Raw genomic sequence first — 18,308 nt, forward strand, 5'->3', positions numbered from 1 at the left:
ATCACAACAGTATCGGTGCCATCGCCCGCGGTGGCGCGCTCAAGCAGAAGGACGCTCCCATGTATGCTCAGGATTCGCTGTATGGATTCATCCCGCCTTATATTCTCGATCGCATCATCGACCACGGTACGCAGCGCCAGCGCTCATTCGCCCTGGGCACCCTGACCCATGTGCGCAGCTTGCGCGCCGACCATGGGCTGCCGCACCGCCGGGCGCAGGCAATGGAGCCGGGGCGCGGTCAACCCGGCCAGCCGCAGCGCAGCATTCACGACGCCCAGGGCCAGATGCAGCTGCCGGGCGTGGCCGTGCGCGTCGAAGGCCAGCCCGCCAGTGGCGATGCCGCCGTCGACGAGGCGTACGATGCGCTGGGCATTACCCATGATTTCTTCTGGCAGGTGTTCGGCCGCGACTCCATCGATAACCAGGGCCTTGCCCTGGTCGGTACCGTGCATTACGGCGAAGGCTATGAGAACGCCTTCTGGAATGGCGCGCAGATGGTGTTCGGCGACGGCGACGGAGAGATCTTCAACCGTTTTACCCGCTCGCTGGATGTGGTCGCCCACGAACTGGCCCATGGCGTGACCGAGCACGAAGCCGGGCTGGTGTATTTCAATCAGTCCGGCGCGCTGAACGAGTCGGTGTCCGACGTGTTCGGGGTGCTCACCACGCAGTTTTCCCGCAGGCAGACGGTGGACCAGGCGGACTGGCTGATCGGCGCCGACCTGCTGACCGACAAGGTCAATGGCGTGGCGCTGCGCTCGATGGCGAACCCTGGCACCGCCTACGATGACCCTTTGCTGGGCAAGGACCCGCAGCCGGCGCACATGCGTGACTTCATCACAACCCGTGAGGACAACGGCGGCGTGCACCTGAACTCAGGCATTCCCAACCGCGCCTTCTATCTCGCGGCGACCACCATGGGCGGATACGCCTGGGAAAAGGCCGGGCGCATCTGGTATGACACACTCTGCGACAAGCGCCTGGCCAACGATGCGGATTTCTCCGCGTTCGCCAGGCTGACTGTCGAAAATGCCAAGGCACGCTTTGGCGCCCTGGCCAGCGAAGCGCGTGCGGTCGAGCAGGGCTGGGCCGGGGTTGGTGTAAACCTTGATGAGGAAGGGTTATGAAGCGGTTACCTGAACTGGGCAGCGACGCGGTCGTGCGCCTGTCGCGACAGGGTGGCGTGGCGGCGATCCAGGCGTTGAGCCGGCCACGTGAAATCGAATTTGCCGAGTGCGACGAACACCAGCGTGGGCAGATCTGCTCAGTGCTGGAGGGCTGTTTGCCGTTGGCCAATAACGCCACAACCGGGCGCGGCGATCAGCGCTTTTATCGAATCGAACTGCGCTATCGGCAGGATGAAAAAGACGATGAACTGGTTATCCAGGTGCCCGAGAACGAGGCCCCCGGCGACCTGGTGCGGCTGTGGGACAAGGGCGAGGTGCTCTGACGCATCGAGCGGGCGATAACTCAGCCGAGTCCGCGCGCCTGCCAGACCTTGGCCGCGCTGTGATGGAGGAGGCCATGGCGCCTGGCCAGGGCGTGGCGGTCCTTGTCGTAGCCGCCGCCGATCAGCCCGACCACCGGAATATCGCGGCCCAGGCAATGGTTGAGCACCGCTTCGTCGCGGGCGGCGATGCCGGCGTCGGTCAACTGCAGGTAACCCAGGGCGTCGTCCCGGTGCACGTCCACGCCGGCGTCGTACAGCACGATATCGGGCTGGTACAGCGGTAACAGGTAGTTCAGCGCCTCATCCACTACCTGCAGATAGTCGGTGTCGCCCAAGCCCATCGGCAGCGGGATGTCCCAGTCGCTGTCGGCTTTGCGTGCGGGGAAGTTCTTTTCGCAATGCAGCGATACGGTGATCGCCTCTGGGGTGTCGGCCAGCAGGCGGGCGGTGCCATCGCCCTGGTGCACATCGCAATCGAAGATCAGCACGCGCTGCGCCTGGCCGCTTTGCAGCAGGTAATGGCTAATCACCGCCAGGTCGTTGAAGATGCAGAAGCCGGCTGGGTGATCGTAATGGGCGTGGTGGGTGCCGCCCGCCAGGTGGCAGGCCAGGCCATGCTGCAAGGCTTGCGCGGCCGCCAACAGCGAGCCACCGACCGCGCGCACCGTGCGCCGGGCCAGTGCCTCGCTCCAGGGCAAGCCCAGGCGGCGTTGTTCCTCATGGGCCAGCTCGCCGCTGCGAAAGCGCTCGATGTAGGCCGGGCAGTGGGTCAGGCGGAGAATCTCGCTGGGGCAGAGTTCAGGCCGCAGCAGCTCGGCGTCGCTGGTCAGCCCGCTGGCCACCAGGTGGTCGCGTAGCAGACGAAATTTCTCCATGGGGAAGCGATGTTCGGCCGGGAAGGGCGGGCTGTAGTCGTCGTGATAGACCAGCGGCAGGCGCATAGAATAAAGCTCTGAGGGCAGCGCCCGAGTATGGCGCTGGCGCCCGTCTGCGCTCAAGGCCGGCCAGCGGCAGCGGAATCGGCGGTTATTGCGCCAATGCGGAGCATGAAGTGCTTGGCACTGCCGACAGCCGCAGGCAAAGCCTTTACCATTTCACCCTGGGCCAAGCGCTATGGTATGAGCGTATCAGCGCCGCGCCGGCCCACCGCGAATCACGCTTTGTAGCAACCACTGGAGAACATGCATGAGTCAGGTATTGGACCAGTTGGTCGCCCTGTTAACCCTGGAAACCATCGAGGAAAATCTTTTTCGCGGGGTTAGCCAGGACCTGGGCTTTCGCCAGCTGTTCGGCGGCCAGGTGCTCGGCCAGTGCGTGTCGGCGGCGAGCCAGACGGTCGAGCCGGCGCGCCATGTGCACTCGCTGCACGGCTATTTCCTGCGCCCGGGCGATGCGACCTTGCCGGTGGTCTATCAGGTCGACCGGGTGCGCGACGGCGGCAGCTTCAGCACCCGGCGGGTGACGGCGATCCAGAAGGGCAAGCCGATCTTCACCTGCAGCGCCTCGTTCCAGTTCGACGAAGAGGGCTTTGCCCACCAGAACGCCATGCCCGATGTGCCGGGCCCCGAGGAGCTGAAGTCGGAAACCGAATTGGCGCGCATGGTTGCATCGATGATTCCAGAGCGCATGCGCGAGCGGGCGACCAGCGAAAAACCGATCGAGATTCGCCCGGTCACCCGGATCAACCCCTTTGCGCCCGATCCCTGCGAGCCGGTCAAGTACGTCTGGTTCCGCGCTGCCGGCGCGCTGCCGGATGAGCCGCAGCTGCACAAGCTGCTGCTGGCTTACGCCAGCGACTTCAACCTGCTGACCACTTCGATGCAGCCCCATGGCGTCTCGGTGTTTCAGAAGTTCATGCAGGTCGCCAGCCTCGACCATGCGCTCTGGTTCCATGCCAACCTGCGCATGGACGACTGGTTGCTGTATGCCATGGATAGCCCTTGGGCCGGCAATGCCCGGGGCTTCGCCCGCGGCAGCATTTTCAATCGCCAGGGCCAGTTGGTCGCCTCGGTGGCCCAGGAAGGGCTGACCCGCGTGCGGGACGACTGGAAATGAAGCTGCAGACGGCGCGCCATTGGGTGTTCGACATGGACGGCACCCTGACCCTGGCCGTGCATGATTTCGAGGCGATCAAGCAGGCGCTGGGCATCCCGTTGGAGCATGACATTCTTGAACACCTGGCCGGCCTGCCCGCCGACGAAGCGGTCGCCAAGCACGCTTGGCTGCTCGAGCATGAGCGCGAGCTGGCGGTGGCATCCCGTCCTGCGCCTGGCGCGGTGGAGCTGATCCGCCTGCTGCGCGCCCGCGGTTGCCGGCTCGGCGTACTGACCCGCAATGCCCACGCGCTGGCGTTGATTACCCTGGAGGCGGTCGGCCTGGGCGAGTGCTTTGCCCGTGAAGATATTCTCGGTCGCGACGAGGCGCCGCCCAAGCCCCATCCGGGCGGCTTGCTGCACCTGGCCGAGCGCTGGCAGGTGGCGCCGGCCGAACTGGTGATGGTCGGCGACTACCGCTACGACCTCGAATGCGCGCGGGCCGCTGGGGCCTACAGCGTGCTGGTCAACCTTGCGGAAAATCCCTGGCCCGAGCTGACCGATCATTTCGCCGCGGATTGCCACGTGCTGGGGGCAACCCTTCTGGCAGCGGAGTGTCATTTGTAACAACGGGGCGCCGCCCATGGCGCCCACCTGTGTCGCTGGGCCAGCTGTGGCAAGCGCTGCGGCGAATCAAACCTTGATCGCCAGCGCCGAGCAGGCCCAGAATTGATCAACGTTTTGCGACCGCTGCCCTGAAGGATTTCCAATGCCAGACACCATCGCTGCCCACCTGCGGCTAGCACCTGACGCCCTGACCCGGCCCTTTTCACCAGAGCAGTTCAATTTCACCAGCACCGATGATCTCGAGCCGTTCCGCGGCGTGCTCGGTCAGGCGCGCGCCGTCGAGGCCCTGCAGTTTGGCGTGGCGATGCCGCGTCCCGGCTATAACGTATTCGTCATGGGCGAGCCCGGCACTGGGCGTTTTTCCTTCGTCAAACGCTACCTCAAGGCTGAAGCCAAACGCCTGGAGACGCCGGCCGACCGGGTCTACGTCAACCATTTCGATGAACCCCGCGAGCCCCGCGCGCTGGAGCTGCCGTCCGGTACCGCCGGTGAGTTCATCGCCGATATCAACGGGCTGATCGACAACCTGATTGCGACCTTCCCGGCGGTGTTCGAGCATCCCTCGTTTCAGCAGAAGAAGAACGCCGTCGACCGCGCGTTCAACAAGCGCTACGACCAGGCGCTGGACGTGATCGAGAAGCTGTCGCTGGAAAAGAATGTCGCGCTGTACCGCGACAGCAGCAACATCGCCTTCACCCCGATGCTTGATGGCAAGGCGCTGGACGAAGCCGAGTTCGCCCAGCTGCCGGAAGCCGATCGCGAGCGTTTCCATGCGGACATCGCGGCCCTGGAAGAGCGGCTCAATGAAGAGCTGGCCAGCCTGCCGCAGTGGAAGCGCGAGTCGAGCAATCAGCTGCGCCAGCTCAACGAAGAAACCATCACCGTCGCTCTGCAACCGCTGCTCGCGCCGCTGTCGCAGAAGTATGCGGAGAACGCTGAGGTCTGCGCCTACCTGCAGGCGGTGCAGGTCAACCTGCTGAAAACCGTGGTGGATCAGCTGGTCGAGGTGGAAAAAGCCGACGTGCAGACCCGCAAGCTGCTGGAAGAGCAGTACTGCCCGAGCCTGGTGGTCGGCCATCACGCCCATGGCGGCGCGCCCGTGGTGTTCGAGCCGCATCCGACCTACGACAACCTGTTCGGTCGCATCGAATACAACACCGACCAGGGTGCGCTCTATACCAGCTACCGGCAGCTGCGCCCCGGCGCGCTGCACCGCGCCAATGGCGGCTTTCTGATTCTCGAGGCGGAGAAGATGCTCGGCGAGCCCTTCGTCTGGGATGCGCTCAAGCGCGCTCTGCATTCGCGCCAGCTGAAGATGGAATCGCCGCTCGGCGAACTCGGCCGCATCGCCACCGTGACGCTCAATCCGCAGGTGATCCCGCTGCAGGTCAAGGTGATCATCATCGGCGCCCGCCAGCTGTATTACGCCTTGCAGGACCACGATCCTGACTTCCAGGAAATGTTTCGCGTGCTGGTCGATTTCGACGAGGACATTCCCCTCGGCGATGAAAGCCTGGAGCAGTTCGCCCAACTGATGAAAACCCGCACCACCGAAGAAGGTATGGCACCGCTCACTGCCGCAGCGGTGGCGCGCCTGGCGACTTACAGCGCGCGCCTGGCCGAGCATCAAGGGCGCTTGTCGGCGCGAATCGGCGATCTGTTCCAACTGGTCAGCGAGGCCGATTTCATTCGTCAGCTGGCCAGCGAAACGATCACCGATGTCGGTCATATCGAGCGTGCGCTCAAGGCCAAGGCCACCCGCACCGGGCGTGTGTCGGCGCGGATCATCGACGACATGCTGGCCGGCATCATCCTGATCGACACCGCTGGCGCAGCTGTCGGCAAGTGCAACGGCCTGACCGTGCTGGAAGTCGGCGACTCGGCGTTTGGTGTGCCGGCGCGGATTTCCGCGACCGTCTATCCCGGCGGCAGCGGCATTGTCGATATCGAGCGTGAGGTGAATCTCGGCCAGCCGATCCACTCCAAGGGCGTGATGATCCTTACTGGTTACCTCGGCAGCCGCTATGCCCAGGAATTTCCCCTGGAGATTTCCGCGAGCATCGCCCTGGAGCAATCTTATGGGTATGTCGATGGTGACAGCGCCTCGCTCGGTGAGGTCTGCACACTGATCTCGGCCTTGTCGCGCACCCCGCTCAAGCAGTGCTTCGCCATCACCGGCTCGATCAACCAGTTCGGCGAAGTGCAGGCGGTCGGCGGAGTCAACGAGAAGATCGAAGGCTTCTTCCGCCTGTGCGAGGCCCGTGGCCTGACCGGCGAGCAGGGCGCGATCATTCCCCACTCCAATGTCTCGACCCTGATGCTCGACGAGCGCGTGCTGCAGGCCGTGCGCGCAGGGCAGTTCCATGTCTACGCCGTGCGTCAGGTGGATGAGGCCTTGAGCCTGCTGGCAGGCGAAGACGTCGGCAGTCCCAACGATAAAGGCCAGTTCCCCGCCGGCAGCGTCAATGCACGGGTGGTCGAGCGGCTGCGCGAAATCGCCGAAATGGGCCTGGATGACGACGACAAGGACGAGCCGAAGGTGGAAGAGCTCGTCGCCGCTGCGGTGGCAAAAAAAACTCCGGTTAAAAAACCGGCCGCATAAGCGCGGGGCGAGTCGTCAGGTTCGCTCGGTGGCTGGTCAGTCATTGAGCGAAATGCTGACGGCCGCGGGCTGCGCTGATCCGTCTGGCTTGCCCACGTTTAATCCACACAGTTATCCACAGCATGCGGGGATAACTGTCGGCTTTCAGACTCGCCCGCCCGGGTGTAGGCTGAAGCCAGGTTTCTTCGAGGGTTGCCGCCATGTCGCGCCACCTCTGCCTTACCCGTCAATGCCTGGGCCTGGTCACTCGGATCGAGTGTGCCGTGCTGCCACTGGCTGGGGAAAAAGGCCTCTGGACGCTGATCTGCGCGGCCGGTATGTCTGGCGCGCAACCTTCCGCCATCAAGGCGCAGGGCCCATTCTACGGGCCTTTGGTGGCGGAAGGGGTGCTTCTCGGGATCGCCGAAAGCCTGGCGGAGCAGGGCTACGTGACGTGCACGGACATTCCAATCTGGCGTCTGCATGTGCAAGCCGAGTTGCGTCGTCTGAATGGCGAGCGCTGTCCCCACCCTGGCCACTACCAGTTTCAGCCCGACAGCTGAGCACGGGCGCTCATCACCGCAGCGCAGCGCATCCAGGCGTTGCCGGCAAACCCCGATCCTGAGCCTCCGCTTGAGGTTATCCACAATTGCTTGCAGCCGTTTGCCGCCCGTGGGGCAGGCCGCTATTGCCTGCAATAGTGCGCTGCGTATACTCCCAGCCTGATTTGATTTACCCCTGCGAGATACCCATGGAACGCTTTATCGAAAATGCGATGTACGCTTCACGCTGGCTGCTGGCGCCAATCTATTTCGGCTTGTCTCTCGGGCTGCTGGCTCTGGCGCTGAAGTTCTTCCAGGAAATCTTTCACATCATTCCTAACGTGTTTGCCATGGCTGAGGCGGACCTGATTCTGGTGATCCTGTCGCTGATCGACATGGCCCTGGTCGGCGGATTGCTGGTCATGGTGATGATCTCCGGCTATGAGAACTTCGTCTCGCAGCTGGATATCGATGACGGCAAGGAAAAGCTCAGCTGGCTTGGCAAGATGGACTCCGGCTCGCTGAAGATGAAAGTCGCCGCCTCGATCGTGGCGATTTCCTCGATCCACCTGCTCAAGGTGTTCATGAATGCGGAGAACATCAAGACGGACTACCTGATGTGGTACGTGATCATCCACATGGCCTTTGTACTCTCGGCCTTTGCCATGGGTTACCTGGACAAGCTGACCAAGCACTGATCCTGCAGCAGCATTACCGCCGCCCGGCCGTTGCAAAACGGACGGGCGGTTTGCTTTCTACCTTGTGCTTTTGCTTTGTTGTACAAAAATTGTATTCGTATAAGTTTTTGTATAGTTTTGCTCGCCGAGGTATTCATCATGAATCTGCAAGCCCTGTCGCAGCACGCCCACGCCGGGCATATCGATGAACTCAACCTGATCTCCATCGAAGGTGGCATCTACCTGCTGGAGGCACGCATGGACGGTCGCGCGCATCCGCTTAGTGATGATGCAGGGCAAACCTTGCACCTGCGCTCGGTCGAGCACGCCCGCGACCTGCTGCAGGATCTGCCACGCCTGCCGTTCCACCTTGTACACGCGGTGGTGCATGACGAAATGTGCGGCATGCAGGACGGTACCCAGGACACCCTGCGCGTGCCGATTTCCTTCAACTCTTCCTGGTAACGACTCCATTTATGTCTATTCGCCGGCTTGCCCTGGTGCTGGGTGATCAGCTGTCTTTCGATCTGCCCAGTTTGCAGGCCCTGGACCCGCAACAGGATGCGGTGCTGCTCGCCGAGGTGGCGGCGGAAACCGACTACGTACCGCATCATCCGCAAAAGATCGCGTTGATCTTCAGTGCCATGCGCCACTTTGCCGAAGCGCTGCGCGAGCAGGGTTGGCGCGTGCATTACGTCAGGCTGGACGATGCCGAAAACAGCGGCTCGCTGCCTGGCGAGTTGCAGCGCTGGGTCGCGCGGTTACAGGCAGCCGAGGTGCATATCACCGAATGTGGGGAGTGGCGGCTGGAGCTGGCGTTGCAAGCGTGCGGCCTGCCCATTACCTGGCATGCCGATAGCCGCTTTATCTGCGGCCGCGATGACTTCGCGCGCTGGGCCGAAGGGCGCAAGCAGCTGCGCATGGAGTTCTTCTACCGCGAGATGCGCCGTAAGACCGGCCTGCTGCTAAATGGCGACGGGACGCCGGTGGGCGGCGCCTGGAATTTCGATGCGGAAAACCGCAAGGCGCTGCCCAGGCAGATCAAGGCACCGATGACCGCACGCTTCCCCGCGGATGACATCACCCAGGAAGTGCTGGCGCTGGTGGCCGAACGTTTCAGCCATCACTACGGCAGCCTGACGGCCTTCGATTACCCGGTGACCCATGCCGAGGCTGAGGCGCTGTGGCAGCACTTTCTCGACTTTGCCCTGCCGGCCTTTGGCGATTATCAGGATGCGATGGCGGTTGGCGAGCCGTTTCTATTTCATGCGCGGATCAGTGCGGCGCTGAATATCGGCCTGCTCGATGTGCGTCGCTTATGTGCCGACGTCGAGGCAGCGTATTGGCGCGGCCAGGTGCCGCTGAACGCCGCCGAGGGCTTTATCCGCCAGTTGATTGGCTGGCGCGAATACGTGCGCGGCATCTACTGGATGCACATGCCCGAGTACGCCGAGCGCAATGCCTTCGGCAACACCCGGCCGTTACCCGAGTTCTACTGGACCGGTGACACCGGCATGAAGTGCATGAGCCAGGCCATCGGTCAGACCCTGGAACACGCCTATGCCCACCATATTCAGCGGCTGATGGTGACCGGCAATTTCGCCCTGCTGGCAGGCATTGCGCCCAGCCAGGTCTGCGACTGGTACCTGGCGGTGTACATGGACGCCTTCGACTGGGTCGAACTGCCCAATACCCTCGGTATGGTCATGCATGCCGATGGAGGTTACCTGGGTTCCAAGCCCTATTGCGCCAGCGGCCAGTACATCAAGCGGATGTCCAATTACTGCGGCGACTGCGCATACAAGGTCAGCGAGAGCGTGGGCGAGCGCGCGTGCCCGTTCAATGCCTTGTATTGGCATTTTCTGATGCGTCATCGCCAGCAGCTGGCTGGCAACCATCGCCTCGGCATGATCTACCGAGGCCTGGACCGGATGAGCGAAAGCAAGCAACAGGGCCTATGGCTGCGCGGCGAGCAGATTCTCGCGATCCTGGACGCCGGCGAGCGGTTGTGAAGAAGTCCGAGCTGCCGGTAAAGCGCTGCCTGGTCTGCGACCTGCCGTTTGTGTGGCGCAAGAAATGGTCGCGCTGCTGGGATGAGGTGAAATATTGCTCCGAGCGCTGTCGTCGCCAGCGTCGGTGATCAAGGGCTTTGACCATCTGTGCTAGGCTGGCCGACCTTTTTTCAGCCTCAGCGGAGCAGTGCCATGTCCGAAATCAATCTATCGACCGATGAAACCCGGGTCAGCTACGGCATCGGCCGCCAATTGGGTGGGCAACTGCGTGACAACCCGCCGCCGGGTGTCAGCCTGGAAGCCGTGATCGCGGGTCTGTCCGATGCCTTCGCCGGTCTGCCGAGCCGGGTTGCTGACGCTGAGCTGTCGGCCAGCTTCAAGGTCATTCGCGACGCGATGCAGGCCGAGGCTCAAGCCAGATCTGAAGCCGCTGCCGGGGCTGGCCTGGCCTTCCTGGCAGAAAACGCCAAGCGTGACGGCGTTACCGTGCTGGCCTCCGGTCTGCAGTACGAGGTGCTGAACGCCGGCGACGGCGCAATGCCTTCGCGCGATGACACTGTGCGCACCCATTACCACGGCACGCTTATCGATGGCAGCGTGTTTGACAGCTCCTACGAGCGCGGCCAACCGGCCGAATTCCCGGTCGGTGGTGTGATCGCGGGCTGGACCGAAGCGCTGCAGCTGATGAAAGCAGGCAGCAAGTGGCGGTTGTATGTGCCGAGCGAGCTGGCCTATGGCGAGCAAGGCGTTGGCAGCATCCCGCCGAACAGCGTGCTGGTATTTGACGTCGAGCTGCTGGACGTCCTCTAAGCGATGTTCATAAGGTGGATGGCCCGGTCATCCACCGCAACGGCTGTCGAGATGGATAACGCGTGTTCATCCATCTCGTGCGGCACTGGGCGTCACGGGCGCAATGCCCGGGCGTAGCAGTAGAGAAACAGATTACGCACCAGCTCCTTGAGCACCAGCGGCTCGTTGGAATTCAGCTCGTGCAGGTCCAGATCACCTTGTTCGCGCAGCTCGTCCAGCGCGTCGTCCTTCAATACTGCGCAGACTTCGCCCGTATCGCGATTAAGGATGCGTAGATAAGGTTGCGGACGGTCCAGCCAGGCATCGATCAAATAGGTCATGACTCATCTCCCTTAAATAGTTAGATGAGAATAATTCCTATTGTCATTATAGCAAGTGTTAATTGCGACCTTTGGTCGCGGCAGCGAGCTGGCTGAGTGGCTTAAGCGCGCAGAGCGATTCTAGGCGGCGGTTATGAGATGGGAGTCATAAAAAGCCCGTCGCATGGACGGGCTTCTGCGTTTCGGCTGTACGTCAGTGAGTTCGCGCCACGGCAAAGCGACTCAGCTCTATCAGCGCGTCGCGATACTCGTTGGCGGGCAATACATCCAGGCAGGCAATCGCGCGCTCTGCGTAGTCGCGGGCTTGCTGGGCGGTGTAGTCGAGTGCGCCCGCGGCTTCCACGGCATTGCGGATGCTTTCCAGGTCCTCGAGTCCGCCTTTCTGGATCGCCTGACGCACCAGTGCAGCCTGCTCGGGCGTGCCTTCGCGCATGGTGTAGATCAGCGGCAGAGTCGGTTTGCCTTCGGCCAGGTCGTCACCGATGTTCTTGCCTAAGGTAGTGGCATCGCCGCGGTAGTCGAGCAGGTCGTCGACCAGTTGGAAGGCCACGCCCAGGTGGTCGCCAAAGGTGCGCAGGGCTTCGGTTTGTTCGGCTGTGGCGCCGGCAAGTGCTGCCGCGCTGTGGGTCGAGGCCTCGAAGAGCATCGCGGTTTTGCCGCGAATGACCTCCATATAGGTGTCTTCCGTGGTGCTGGCGTCGCGGATCTTCGACAGCTGCAGCACTTCGCCTTCGGCAATGACCCGAGTGGCCTTGGAAAGAATCTTCATCACCGGCATGGAGCCGAGTTCGACCATCATTTCGAACGAGCGTGAATAAAGGAAGTCGCCCACCAGTACGCTCGGCGCATTGCCCCACTGGGCGTTGGCGGTGCTGCGGCCGCGGCGCATGTCGGACATGTCGACCACGTCGTCGTGCAATAGGGTGGCGGTGTGCAGAAATTCGATGGTGGCGGCGAGCAGGCGCAGATTATCGCCCTGCAGCCCGAGCGCTTTGCCACTGAGCAGAACCAGCAGCGGACGCAGGCGTTTGCCACCTGCGGAAATGATGTAGTCGCCGATCTTCTCTACCAGCGGTACGCGCGAAACCAGTTGCGCGCGAATGATGCCGTCGACGGCGATAAAGTCATCCGCCACCACGCGGTAGAAAGCCTGGGGTTGCATCGCTGGCACCTGCTACTCATGGGTTGCGCGGCATGCTAGGGGGCAGGGTAGGGGCTGTCAAGGCAACTGGCCGGGATGCTTGCGCCGCGTCGGCAGCTTGCGTACAATCGCGCACCCTGAACTTCCCCCTGGGTATTTCCCTGCCTTACGCAATTGCAAGGGTGTCCTTCCGGCCCCAAGCAGCCATGCCAGCCGACGACTATTCCTATAAAGCGCTGGGTGAGCAGGATTAACGGAGATTTACCATGTACGCAGTAATTGTTACTGGTGGCAAGCAATACAAAGTCACCGAAGGCGAATTCCTCAAGGTCGAAAAGCTCGAAATCGCCACTGGCGAAGCCGTTACTTTTGACCGTGTTCTTCTGATCGGCAACGGCGACGATGTAACCATCGGCGCTCCGGTTGTTGATGGCGCTAAAGTCGTGGCCGAAGTTGTTGCTCAAGGCCGTCACGATAAAGTCACCATCATCAAGTTCCGCCGTCGTAAGCACCACATGAAGCGTCAGGGCCACCGTCAGTGGTACACCGAGATCAAAATCACCGGTATTCAGGCCTGATTCGTTTCGGTCTGATCCCTTAATAGGAGTATTGAACTCATGGCACACAAAAAAGCTGGCGGTAGTACCCGCAACGGTCGCGACTCAGAAGCCAAACGCCTTGGCGTGAAGATGTATGGCGGCCAGGCTATCAAAGCAGGCAACATCATCGTGCGTCAGCGCGGTACCCAGTTCCACGCCGGTTACGGCGTAGGCATGGGTAAGGATCACACCCTCTTCGCGAAAATCGAAGGCGTGATCAAGTTTGAAGTAAAAGGCGCGTTCAACCGCCGTTACGTGAGCGTCGTTGCGGCTTAATCGCACGGCTGCTGGAAAAGCCCCGTCCTTGCGACGGGGCTTTTTTGTTTCTGTATTCTTGGGGTTCTTGCCAAACTGTCCTGGGTGTAAGCGTTCGATTTGAATGCAGGTCAATTTTGCAAGAACCTGGTTTTCTCGTTTTAGATAACCCGCGTAGTTGCGGGAGGCTTACCCATGAAATTCGTCGATGAAGTATCGATTTTTGTAAAAGCCGGCGACGGCGGTAACGGCATGATGGCTTTTCGTCGTGAAAAGTTCATCGAGAAGGGCGGCCCTAACGGTGGTGATGGTGGCGACGGTGGCTCGGTTTATATCGAGGCCCAAGAGAACCTCAATACCCTGGTGGACTACCGCTATACCCGTCGCTTTCAGGCGCAGAATGGTGAAAAGGGCGGTAGCACTGATTGTACCGGTGCCAAGGGCGAGGACCTGATCCTGCCGGTGCCGATTGGTACCACGGTGATCGATGCCGGCACCCAGGAAGTGATTGGCGACCTGACTCGTGCTGGCCAGCGTTTGCTGGTAGCGCAGGGTGGTTGGCACGGTCTGGGTAACACCCGCTTCAAGTCCAGTACCAACCGTGCACCGCGGCAGACCACGCCGGGCAAGCCGGGCGATGCGCGCGACCTCAAGCTGGAGTTGAAGGTGTTGGCCGATGTTGGTTTGCTGGGCTTGCCGAATGCCGGCAAGAGCACCTTTATCCGCTCGGTATCGGCGGCCAAGCCGAAAGTCGCTGACTATCCCTTCACCACTCTGGTGCCAAACCTGGGTGTGGTCAGTGTCGATCGCTACAAGAGCTTTGTGATCGCCGACATTCCGGGGCTGATCGAGGGTGCTTCTCACGGTGCTGGCTTGGGTATTCGCTTCCTCAAGCACTTGTCGCGTACCCGTCTGCTGCTGCACCTGGTTGATATGGCGCCGCTGGATCTGACCGATCCGGCCGAGTCGGCCGCCACCATTATTGACGAGCTGACCAAGTTCAGCCCGTCGCTGGCTGAGCGTGAGCGCTGGCTGGTGCTGAACAAGGCTGACCAGATCCTCGATGAGGAGCAGGAAGCACGTATCGCTGAAATCGTCGCACGGATCGAGTGGGAAGGTCCGGTGTATGTGATTTCTGCCCTGGCGCGCCAGGGTACTGAGAAGCTGTGTTATGACATCATGGACTTCCTTGAGGCGCGCGCTGAGCGCATTCAGGAAAACCCAGAGTACGCGGCCGAGCTGGCTGAGCTGGATACGCGCATCGAAGACGAAGCGCGCGCCCAGTTGCAGGCGCTGGACGACAAGCGTGCGCTGCGTCGTTCCGGGGTCAAGGCGGTCGGTGATGTCGATGAAGACGATAGCTTCTGGGATGAAGAAGACGAAGAGGATGGCCCGGAAATCATTTACGTCCGGGATTAAGCAACTACAAAACGCCGCTTAATTGCGGCGTTTTTGTAATCACAGGTCGTCGCTAGGGTTGGAAGATCATGCGTGACAAGGTAACCGGTGCACAGCGCTGGGTAGTGAAGATTGGCAGTGCTCTGTTGACCGCCGACGGTCGCGGCCTGGATCGGGCTGCAATGGCTGTGTGGGTCGAGCAGATGGTCGCGCTGCGTGAGCAGGGCGTGGAGTTGGTGCTGGTGTCCTCCGGTGCGGTGGCGGCGGGCATGAGCAAGCTGGGTTGGGCAGCGCGACCGAGCGCCATGCATGAGTTGCAGGCGGCCGCAGCCATTGGTCAGATGGTGCTGATTCAGGCGTGGGAGTCGAGTTTTGCTGAGCACGGCCGGCGCACAGCGCAGATTCTGCTGACCCATGATGATCTGTCTGATCGCAAGCGCTACCTGAATGCGCGCAGCACGCTGCGCACGCTGGTGGATCTGGATGTGGTGCCGGTGATCAACGAGAACGACACCGTGGTTACCGATGAGATCCGTTTTGGCGATAACGATACCCTGGCGGCGCTGGTGGCCAATCTGGTCGAGGCCGACCTGCTGGTAATCCTCACGGACCGCGACGGCATGTATAACGCCGATCCGCGGCATAACCCCGATGCCGAGCTGATTTTCGAAGCACGCGCCGATGATCCGGCGCTGGATGCCGTGGCGGGCGGTGTCGGTGGTGTGCTAGGGCGTGGCGGCATGCAGACCAAGCTGCGCGCTGCGCGGCTGGCGGCACGCTCCGGTGCGCACACGGTTATCGTAGGCGGCGCTATCAATCAGGTGCTGGCGCGGCTCAAGGCGGGCGAGCGCCTAGGAACCTTATTGGCGCCCGAGCGCGGGATGCTGGCGGCGCGTAAGCAGTGGTTGGCAGGTCATCTGCAGACCCGTGGCACCCTGGTGCTGGATGCCGGCGCGGTCAAGGCGCTGGCGACTGGCAGCAAAAGCCTGCTGCCGGTGGGCGTCAAGGCCGTGCAGGGCAGCTTCCGGCGAGGTGAAATGGTGGTTTGCGTCGGGCCTGAGGGGCGCGAGATTGCCCGTGGGCTGGCTAATTACAGCGCTCTCGAAGCGCAGAAAATCATCGGCCAGCCTTCGGACGCAATCGAGAAGCTGCTTGGTTACGTCGATGAGCCGGAGTTGGTGCACCGGGATAATTTGATTCTGGTTTGAGGAGGTTGCATGCGAGTGGCTAAAGGATGGATGGGCGTGCTTGCGGCGTTGCCGCTGCTGGCTTCGGCAGAACAGATTGGCGAAGTCTCGACGGTATTCAAGATCGTGGGGCCGAACGACAAAATTGTCGTCGAGGCCTTCGATGACCCTAAAGTTGTGGGTGTGACCTGCTATCTATCGCGGGCCAAGACCGGTGGCGTCAAAGGTGGCTTGGGTTTGGCCGAAGATCGCGCAGAGGCTTCGATCGCCTGTCGCCAGGTCGGTCCGATCAGCTTCACTGATGAGTTGAAAGAGGGCGAGGAGGTTTTTCGTGAGCGCACCTCGCTGGTATTCAAAACCATGCAGGTGGTGCGGTTCTTCGATGAAAAACGCAATACCCTGGTGTATCTGGTCTACAGCGACCGGGTGATCGAAGGTAGCCCGCAGAACGCGGTAACGGCCATACCCATTCTGCCTTGGCCTGAAAAACAATAGGCTGCGGCATTGGCTCATGCTTTATCCGTATCACAAAAAAGCCCGAAGCAATTCGGACTTTTTTGTGGGTAATAAAAAACCGACCCTAAGGTCGGTTTTCTAAGAACTCGCAGCGAATGACTGACAGCTTAGGCAGCTGCAGCTTCACCGAGGGCCTTGATGTGGCCATTCAGGCGGCTTTTATGACGCGCTGCTTTGTTCTTGTGGATGATGCCTTTATCGGCCATACGGTCGATTACCGGCACAGCCAGGGTGTAAGCAGTAGTAGCAAGAGCGACATCTTTGGCTTCGATAGCCTTAACGACGTTCTTGATGTAGGTACGAACCATCGAGCGCTGGCTGGCGTTATGGCTACGACGCTTCTCAGCCTGTTTTGCGCGTTTTTTGGCAGAAGGTGTATTGGCCACCGTCAAGCTCCTCGAAAAAAACTGGGGGGTTACAAACAAATAAGGCCGCGAATCATGCCGATATGAGGGCAGGCTGTCAACCCTGTTGGTGTTTCCCTGTGCTGGCCTGACCAGTGGCAGACCGCTACACTCGTCGCCTTCGCGCGCCGCCGGATTGTCCGCGGTCGTGCTGCTTGCGGAAACCGATTATTACATGAATCTGCTCAAGTCGTTGGCTGCAGTCAGTTCCATGACCATGCTCTCGCGTGTACTTGGCTTTGTACGCGACACATTGATAGCCCGAGTTTTTGGCGCAGGCGTTGCCTCAGATGCCTTTGTGGTGGCGTTCAAGCTACCAAACCTGCTGCGCCGAATTTTTGCAGAGGGCGCGTTTTCCCAGGCATTCGTGCCGATCCTTGCGGAGTACAAAACCCAGCAAGGCGAAGAGGCTGCCCGGACCTTTGTTGCCTATGTGTCTGGTTTGTTGACCCTGGTACTTGCGCTGGTAACCCTCGTCGGGATTCTGGCGGCCCCATGGATTGTCTGGGTCTCGGCGCCGGGTTTTGCCGACGAGGCGGACCGGTTCGCGCTGACCACGGATCTGCTGAGGGTGACCTTTCCTTATATCCTGCTGATCTCGCTGTCTTCGTTGGCGGGTGCGGTACTCAACACCTGGAACCGCTTCTCGGTGCCGGCGTTCGTGCCGACCTTGCTCAACCTCAGCATGATCGTCTTCGTTCTGTTTCTGACGCCCTATTTCGACCCGTCCATCATGGCGTTGGGCTGGGCCGTATTGTTTGGCGGTCTGCTACAGCTGCTGTTTCAGCTGCCGCACCTGAGGAAGATTGGGATGCTGGTGCTGCCGCGCCTGAACCTCAGGGACACCGGCGTCTGGCGGGTGCTCAGGCAAATGGGACCGGCGATTTTCGGTGTTTCGGTCAGTCAGATTTCATTGATCATCAATACCATTTTCGCCTCTTTTCTAGTGGCGGGCTCGGTGTCGTGGATGTATTACGCCGACCGCCTGATGGAGCTGCCGGCCGGTGTGCTGGGCGTGGCACTGGGTACCATCTTGTTGCCTGCGCTATCGAAGGCCCATGCAGGTGCCAGTCGCGACGACTACTCCAAGCTGCTCGATTGGGGGTTGCGGCTGTGTTTCATTCTGGCGCTGCCGAGCGCGGTGGCCCTGGCGATTCTTGCCGAACCGCTGACGGTCTCGCTGTTTCAATACGGCAAGTTTACTGCCAATGATGCCGATATGACCCAGCGCGCGCTGATCGCCTATTCGTTCGGGCTGGTCGGCATCATTCTGGTGAAAATCCTCGCCCCGGGGTTTTACGCTCAGCAGAACATCAAAACGCCGGTGCGAATCGCGATCATCACCTTAGTGGCCACGCAGCTGATGAACGTGCTGTTCGTCTATGTCATTCCGCTTGCCCACGCCGGCCTCGCGCTAGCGATTGGCCTGGCCGCGTGCCTGAATGCCGGTTTGCTCTATTGGCGCTTGCGCAAGGCAGATATGTTCCAGCCTCAAGCGGGATGGGCAGCGTTCTTCTGCAAGTTGGCGGTTGCGGTGCTGACAATGGCAGCTGCATTGCTGGCAGCGATGCATGTCATGCCAGCCTGGAGCGAGGGCCATATGCTGTGGCGTCTGTCGCGTTTAGCCGCGCTCGTGGCGCTTGGCCTGCTGAGCTACTTTGGCATGTTGCTGCTATTGGGCTTTCGTCTGCGCGATTTTGCCCGCCGGTCGGTACTGTGATGACGCGCACGTGGGATATGTCGCCTGTTGTCCGTT

At 61.1% G+C, this 18,308-nt stretch carries 21 protein-coding genes; 17 read left to right on the forward strand and 4 right to left on the reverse strand.

Features of this window, described 5'->3' with window-relative positions; all coding sequences use genetic code 11:
• Positions 1 to 59: 59 nt before the first annotated feature.
• On the forward strand, positions 60 to 1,127 hold the full coding sequence (locus ACX0MV_RS18805) for a M4 family metallopeptidase (RefSeq protein WP_458984225.1): 1,068 nt from the start codon (positions 60 to 62) through the stop codon (positions 1,125 to 1,127).
• Positions 1,124 to 1,450 carry a protealysin inhibitor emfourin gene (locus tag ACX0MV_RS18810; protein WP_458984025.1) on the forward strand — a complete coding sequence of 109 codons (327 nt, stop codon included), beginning with the start codon at positions 1,124 to 1,126 and terminating at the stop codon, positions 1,448 to 1,450. The genes ACX0MV_RS18805 and ACX0MV_RS18810 overlap by 4 nt, the downstream gene beginning before the upstream one ends.
• 20 nt (positions 1,451 to 1,470) lie before the next feature.
• Here the strand turns inward: ACX0MV_RS18810 and ACX0MV_RS18815 are convergent, their stop codons facing one another.
• Entirely contained in the window at positions 1,471 to 2,391 is a 921-nt protein-coding gene (locus ACX0MV_RS18815) for a histone deacetylase family protein (RefSeq protein WP_458984026.1), read from the reverse strand.
• A gap of 244 nt (positions 2,392 to 2,635) precedes the next feature.
• Here ACX0MV_RS18815 and tesB point away from each other — a divergent pair, with 244 nt between their 5' ends.
• The 9 genes from tesB (at position 2,636) to bamJ (ending at position 10,732) form a co-directional block, all read left to right on the forward strand.
• Positions 2,636 to 3,505 (forward strand): acyl-CoA thioesterase II, encoded by an 870-nt coding sequence (tesB, locus tag ACX0MV_RS18820; RefSeq protein WP_458984027.1) that lies wholly within the window; start codon positions 2,636 to 2,638, stop codon positions 3,503 to 3,505.
• Positions 3,502 to 4,110, forward strand: coding sequence for an HAD family hydrolase (locus ACX0MV_RS18825; protein ID WP_458984028.1), 609 nt, complete (start codon positions 3,502 to 3,504; stop codon positions 4,108 to 4,110). The genes tesB and ACX0MV_RS18825 overlap by 4 nt, the downstream gene beginning before the upstream one ends.
• Positions 4,111 to 4,252: 142 nt before the next feature.
• Positions 4,253 to 6,712 (forward strand): Lon protease family protein, encoded by a 2,460-nt coding sequence (locus tag ACX0MV_RS18830; protein WP_458984029.1) that lies wholly within the window; start codon positions 4,253 to 4,255, stop codon positions 6,710 to 6,712.
• A 200-nt stretch (positions 6,713 to 6,912) separates the two neighbouring features.
• The gene (locus ACX0MV_RS18835) at positions 6,913 to 7,254 is read left to right on the forward strand and encodes a PA4575 family protein (RefSeq protein ID WP_458984030.1); all 342 of its coding nucleotides are present in this window, start codon (positions 6,913 to 6,915) and stop codon (positions 7,252 to 7,254) included.
• Between the two features lie 188 nt (positions 7,255 to 7,442).
• A complete protein-coding gene (locus ACX0MV_RS18840) occupies positions 7,443 to 7,931 on the forward strand; it encodes a TIGR00645 family protein (protein WP_458984031.1) in 489 nt (162 codons plus the stop codon).
• A 138-nt stretch (positions 7,932 to 8,069) separates the two neighbouring features.
• Positions 8,070 to 8,375: a DUF6482 family protein gene (locus ACX0MV_RS18845; RefSeq protein ID WP_458984032.1), complete on the forward strand. Its 306-nt coding sequence runs from the start codon at positions 8,070 to 8,072 to the stop codon at positions 8,373 to 8,375.
• A gap of 11 nt (positions 8,376 to 8,386) precedes the next feature.
• On the forward strand, positions 8,387 to 9,922 hold the full coding sequence (locus ACX0MV_RS18850) for a cryptochrome/photolyase family protein (RefSeq protein WP_458984033.1): 1,536 nt from the start codon (positions 8,387 to 8,389) through the stop codon (positions 9,920 to 9,922).
• Positions 9,919 to 10,050: a DUF2256 domain-containing protein gene (locus tag ACX0MV_RS18855; protein ID WP_458984034.1), complete on the forward strand. Its 132-nt coding sequence runs from the start codon at positions 9,919 to 9,921 to the stop codon at positions 10,048 to 10,050. The genes ACX0MV_RS18850 and ACX0MV_RS18855 overlap by 4 nt, the downstream gene beginning before the upstream one ends.
• A 64-nt stretch (positions 10,051 to 10,114) precedes the next feature.
• On the forward strand, positions 10,115 to 10,732 hold the full coding sequence (bamJ, locus tag ACX0MV_RS18860) for a BamJ family beta-barrel-assembly machinery protein (protein WP_458984035.1): 618 nt from the start codon (positions 10,115 to 10,117) through the stop codon (positions 10,730 to 10,732).
• Between the two features lie 92 nt (positions 10,733 to 10,824).
• Here bamJ and ACX0MV_RS18865 read toward each other — a convergent pair whose 3' ends face one another.
• A complete protein-coding gene (locus ACX0MV_RS18865; protein WP_458984036.1) occupies positions 10,825 to 11,052 on the reverse strand; it encodes a PA4570 family protein in 228 nt (75 codons plus the stop codon).
• A gap of 193 nt (positions 11,053 to 11,245) precedes the next feature.
• Positions 11,246 to 12,214, reverse strand: coding sequence for a polyprenyl synthetase family protein (locus ACX0MV_RS18870; protein ID WP_458984037.1), 969 nt, complete (start codon positions 12,212 to 12,214; stop codon positions 11,246 to 11,248).
• Between the two features lie 245 nt (positions 12,215 to 12,459).
• On the opposite strand from ACX0MV_RS18870, the gene rplU reads away from it, so the two are divergent.
• The 5 genes from rplU (at position 12,460) to ACX0MV_RS18895 (ending at position 16,127) form a co-directional block, all read left to right on the forward strand.
• A complete protein-coding gene (gene rplU, locus ACX0MV_RS18875; RefSeq protein WP_296217630.1) occupies positions 12,460 to 12,771 on the forward strand; it encodes a 50S ribosomal protein L21 in 312 nt (103 codons plus the stop codon).
• A gap of 39 nt (positions 12,772 to 12,810) precedes the next feature.
• Positions 12,811 to 13,068: a 50S ribosomal protein L27 gene (gene rpmA, locus ACX0MV_RS18880; protein WP_085584170.1), complete on the forward strand. Its 258-nt coding sequence runs from the start codon at positions 12,811 to 12,813 to the stop codon at positions 13,066 to 13,068.
• Positions 13,069 to 13,242: 174 nt separating this feature from the next.
• Positions 13,243 to 14,466: an Obg family GTPase CgtA gene (gene cgtA / locus ACX0MV_RS18885; RefSeq protein WP_458984038.1), complete on the forward strand. Its 1,224-nt coding sequence runs from the start codon at positions 13,243 to 13,245 to the stop codon at positions 14,464 to 14,466.
• Positions 14,467 to 14,534: 68 nt separating this feature from the next.
• Positions 14,535 to 15,653 (forward strand): glutamate 5-kinase, encoded by a 1,119-nt coding sequence (gene proB, locus ACX0MV_RS18890; RefSeq protein WP_458984039.1) that lies wholly within the window; start codon positions 14,535 to 14,537, stop codon positions 15,651 to 15,653.
• Positions 15,654 to 15,662: 9 nt separating this feature from the next.
• Entirely contained in the window at positions 15,663 to 16,127 is a 465-nt protein-coding gene (locus ACX0MV_RS18895) for a CreA family protein (RefSeq protein ID WP_458984040.1), read from the forward strand.
• 128 nt (positions 16,128 to 16,255) lie between these two features.
• Here the strand turns inward: ACX0MV_RS18895 and rpsT are convergent, their stop codons facing one another.
• Positions 16,256 to 16,534, reverse strand: coding sequence for a 30S ribosomal protein S20 (gene rpsT / locus ACX0MV_RS18900; RefSeq protein ID WP_136663161.1), 279 nt, complete (start codon positions 16,532 to 16,534; stop codon positions 16,256 to 16,258).
• A gap of 193 nt (positions 16,535 to 16,727) precedes the next feature.
• On the opposite strand from rpsT, the gene murJ reads away from it, so the two are divergent.
• A complete protein-coding gene (gene murJ / locus ACX0MV_RS18905; protein ID WP_458984041.1) occupies positions 16,728 to 18,272 on the forward strand; it encodes a murein biosynthesis integral membrane protein MurJ in 1,545 nt (514 codons plus the stop codon).
• Positions 18,273 to 18,308 lie beyond the last annotated feature (36 nt).

This window comes from Pseudomonas cistanchae (assembly GCF_054483635.1).

What these genes read in the sequence shown, in the direction of transcription:
- ACX0MV_RS18805 (WP_458984225.1), top strand. Translation starts at nt 60, where the DNA reads ATGTATGCTCAGGATTCGCTGTATGGATTCATCCCGCCTTATATTCTC.
- ACX0MV_RS18810 (WP_458984025.1), top strand. Translation starts at nt 1,124, where the DNA reads ATGAAGCGGTTACCTGAACTGGGCAGCGACGCGGTCGTGCGCCTGTCG.
- ACX0MV_RS18815 (WP_458984026.1), bottom strand. Translation starts at nt 2,391, where the DNA reads ATGCGCCTGCCGCTGGTCTATCACGACGACTACAGCCCGCCCTTCCCG.
- tesB (WP_458984027.1), top strand. Translation starts at nt 2,636, where the DNA reads ATGAGTCAGGTATTGGACCAGTTGGTCGCCCTGTTAACCCTGGAAACC.
- ACX0MV_RS18825 (WP_458984028.1), top strand. Translation starts at nt 3,502, where the DNA reads ATGAAGCTGCAGACGGCGCGCCATTGGGTGTTCGACATGGACGGCACC.
- ACX0MV_RS18830 (WP_458984029.1), top strand. Translation starts at nt 4,253, where the DNA reads ATGCCAGACACCATCGCTGCCCACCTGCGGCTAGCACCTGACGCCCTG.
- ACX0MV_RS18835 (WP_458984030.1), top strand. Translation starts at nt 6,913, where the DNA reads ATGTCGCGCCACCTCTGCCTTACCCGTCAATGCCTGGGCCTGGTCACT.
- ACX0MV_RS18840 (WP_458984031.1), top strand. Translation starts at nt 7,443, where the DNA reads ATGGAACGCTTTATCGAAAATGCGATGTACGCTTCACGCTGGCTGCTG.
- ACX0MV_RS18845 (WP_458984032.1), top strand. Translation starts at nt 8,070, where the DNA reads ATGAATCTGCAAGCCCTGTCGCAGCACGCCCACGCCGGGCATATCGAT.
- ACX0MV_RS18850 (WP_458984033.1), top strand. Translation starts at nt 8,387, where the DNA reads ATGTCTATTCGCCGGCTTGCCCTGGTGCTGGGTGATCAGCTGTCTTTC.
- bamJ (WP_458984035.1), top strand. Translation starts at nt 10,115, where the DNA reads ATGTCCGAAATCAATCTATCGACCGATGAAACCCGGGTCAGCTACGGC.
- ACX0MV_RS18865 (WP_458984036.1), bottom strand. Translation starts at nt 11,052, where the DNA reads ATGACCTATTTGATCGATGCCTGGCTGGACCGTCCGCAACCTTATCTA.
- ACX0MV_RS18870 (WP_458984037.1), bottom strand. Translation starts at nt 12,214, where the DNA reads ATGCAACCCCAGGCTTTCTACCGCGTGGTGGCGGATGACTTTATCGCC.
- rplU (WP_296217630.1), top strand. Translation starts at nt 12,460, where the DNA reads ATGTACGCAGTAATTGTTACTGGTGGCAAGCAATACAAAGTCACCGAA.
- rpmA (WP_085584170.1), top strand. Translation starts at nt 12,811, where the DNA reads ATGGCACACAAAAAAGCTGGCGGTAGTACCCGCAACGGTCGCGACTCA.
- cgtA (WP_458984038.1), top strand. Translation starts at nt 13,243, where the DNA reads ATGAAATTCGTCGATGAAGTATCGATTTTTGTAAAAGCCGGCGACGGC.
- proB (WP_458984039.1), top strand. Translation starts at nt 14,535, where the DNA reads ATGCGTGACAAGGTAACCGGTGCACAGCGCTGGGTAGTGAAGATTGGC.
- ACX0MV_RS18895 (WP_458984040.1), top strand. Translation starts at nt 15,663, where the DNA reads ATGCGAGTGGCTAAAGGATGGATGGGCGTGCTTGCGGCGTTGCCGCTG.
- murJ (WP_458984041.1), top strand. Translation starts at nt 16,728, where the DNA reads ATGAATCTGCTCAAGTCGTTGGCTGCAGTCAGTTCCATGACCATGCTC.